Below are 2,430 nucleotides of genomic sequence, written 5' to 3' on the forward strand. Positions count from 1 at the left end.
GACCCCGAGCAGCAGGCCGCGCTCGACCAGCAGCTCCGCGACGCAGCCTGGGCGAACGACGTACCGGCCGCTCGTCGGCTGGTCCGGCAGGGCGCCGACGTCAACGCCAAGGACGGCACCGAGCAGTCGGCGTACCTCGTCGCGACGAGCGAGGGCCACCTCGAGCTGCTCCGGCTCACCCTCCGCAACGGCGCGAAGGTCAACGCCAAGGACAGCTGGAACGGCACCGGCCTGATCCGTGCTGCCGAGCGCGGTCACGGGCTGGTGGTGGGGGAGCTGCTCCGGGCGGGCGTCGATCGCGACCACGTGAACCGGATCGGCTACCAGGCGATCCACGAGGCCGTGTGGCTCGGCGAGGACACGGCGTCGTACGCGACCACCGTGCGGGTGCTGGCCGCCGGCGGAGTGCGGCTCCAGGACCGTTCGACCACCGCGGGGCTGACCCCGCTGCAGATGGCCCGCGAGCGCGGGTTCGACCGACTGGAGAGGATCCTGACCACCGTGACCACTGCCCAGCCCCCGGCCGACGCGGACGCGGCCCTGCTCCGCGCTGCCGAGCGCGGCGATGCCGATGCGGTCGCCGTGGCCCTGCGTGCCGGAGCCGACATCGAGGCCCGCGACGGACACGAGCGCACCGCGCTCCTGCTCGCCAGCACCCACGACCGGGTCGCCGTCGCCGAGCTGCTCGTCGCGATGGGTGCCGACCCGGACGCCCTCGACGACCGTCACGACACCCCCTGGCTGGTCACCGGCGTGACCGGCAGCGTCGCCATGCTTGAGGCGCTGCTGCCCGCGCACCCGGACCTGACGATCCGCAACCGGTTCGGCGGCCTGTCCGTGATCCCGGCCAGCGAACGCGGCCACGCTGACTACGTGCGCCGCGTCGTCCAGACCGGCATCGACCTCGACCACGTCAACGACCTGGGCTGGACGGCCCTGCTGGAGGCGGTGATCCTCGGCGACGGGGGTCGTGACCACCAGGACGTCGTCCGCACCCTGCTCGCCGCCGGTGCCGACCGGACCATCGCCGATGCCGACGGGGTCAGCGCGTTGCAGCACGCCGAGCGTCGCGGGTACGACGAGATCGCGGCGCTGCTGCGGGACTGACCGTCCGGACGTTTGCCGACCTCGCGATCGGCGATGATGACGCCATGTGGGAGCAGTACCAACCGCCCGGCGAGGAGTCCGAGCAGCCGCCGGCGCAGCGCGCGACCCGGCGGCCGCCGATCGTCGCGAGCGGCATGCGGTCGCGCGGTGCCGGTGCGGTCGTGGGTGTCGTCGCAACGGCGGTGATCGCCGTTGGCAGCATCGCCATCGGGTCGTCGGACCCCGAGCCCGACTACTCCGGCTTCTACGACTGCGTCGCCGAGCAGAAGGCCGGTGAACCCGGGCTCCTCTCGCCCGCCGACATCTGCGAGATCGGGAACGAGCGGCCGCCCGACTACTACGACGACTACGAGTACGACCCGTTCGAGGACGGCGGTCGCTGACGTGGAGTTCACCTTCACCGGCCCGGTCATCGAGTGGCGCGGCCCGGCGCCGTACTTCTTCCTCGCGGTGCCCGTCGAGGACAGCGACGACATCAAGGAAGCGGCGCGGGGCCAGGAGTACTGGGGGCAGGTGGCCGTCGAGGTCCGCATCGGCGACACGGACTTCACCACGGCCCTGTTCCCGAAGGACGGCCGCTACCTCGTTCCCCTCAAGGCAGCCGTACGACGAACCGCGGGCATCGAGCTCGACGCCGAGCTGACCGCTTCGCTGAGCCTGGCTTCGCGGCCCGGTTAGCCTCGGCGCATGCCTGTCACCCTCGCCCATCCGGCAGCGGTGCTGCCGTTGCGAGGACTCGGCCTCCCGCTCTCGGCGATGGTGATCGGGTCGATGGCGCCGGACCTGCCGGTGTTCTCGCAGTCGTGGGGGATCTACGGCTTCACGCACAGCCTGGCCGGTCTCGTCACCATCGACCTCGCGATCACCCTGCTCCTGCTGGGGTTCTGGGACCGCTGGGGTCGCGACGCCCTCGTCGACACCGCGCCGTCGTGGGTGCGGAACCGGATGCCCGGGCGGGTCCGGATCGGACGGACTGCCTGGCTGCTCGCGCCGCTGGGCGCGGTCCTGGGATCGGCCACCCATGTCCTGTGGGACGCCTTCACCCACGCGGGCCGATGGGGCGTGCAGGCGATTCCGTGGCTGCACGAGACGCACGCAGGGATGCACGGCTCGCAGTGGGCACAGTTCGCGAGCGGGATCCTGGGTCTGCTCGTCGTCGGGGCGGCGATCCTGGCCGTGGTGCAGGGTCCGGTGCTGCCCGATACCCCTCGGCCACGACGACTGCCGGGCGTCGTACTGCCGGCGGCGTTCGCGATCGCCAGCCTGGTCTCGGTCGGCACCTTCCTCGCGCGGCTCGGGACGGGCGCGCACCCCGCGGCCTTC

General features: G+C 72.4%; 4 protein-coding genes. All 4 read left to right on the forward strand.

Translation table 11 applies throughout. The annotated features are described in order from the left end of the window. Positions 1–1,107: ankyrin repeat domain-containing protein (locus ACOADB_RS13140; RefSeq protein WP_378599196.1), on the forward strand; the 1,107-nt coding region annotated here is incomplete at its 5' end. Between the two features lie 44 nt (positions 1,108–1,151). Beyond that, positions 1,152–1,490, forward strand: coding sequence for a hypothetical protein (locus tag ACOADB_RS13145; protein WP_378599199.1), 339 nt, complete (start codon positions 1,152–1,154; stop codon positions 1,488–1,490). A 1-nt stretch (position 1,491) separates the two neighbouring features. Next, positions 1,492–1,785, forward strand: coding sequence for a DUF1905 domain-containing protein (locus ACOADB_RS13150; protein ID WP_378599202.1), 294 nt, complete (start codon positions 1,492–1,494; stop codon positions 1,783–1,785). A 9-nt stretch (positions 1,786–1,794) separates the two neighbouring features. Then, on the forward strand, positions 1,795–2,430 hold a 636-nt coding region (locus tag ACOADB_RS13155; RefSeq protein ID WP_378599205.1), incomplete at its 3' end, for a DUF4184 family protein.

The sequence above is a fragment of the Nocardioides sp. CPCC 206348 genome (genome assembly GCF_048654705.1).
In the GTDB taxonomy this organism is placed as follows: domain Bacteria; phylum Actinomycetota; class Actinomycetes; order Propionibacteriales; family Nocardioidaceae; genus Nocardioides.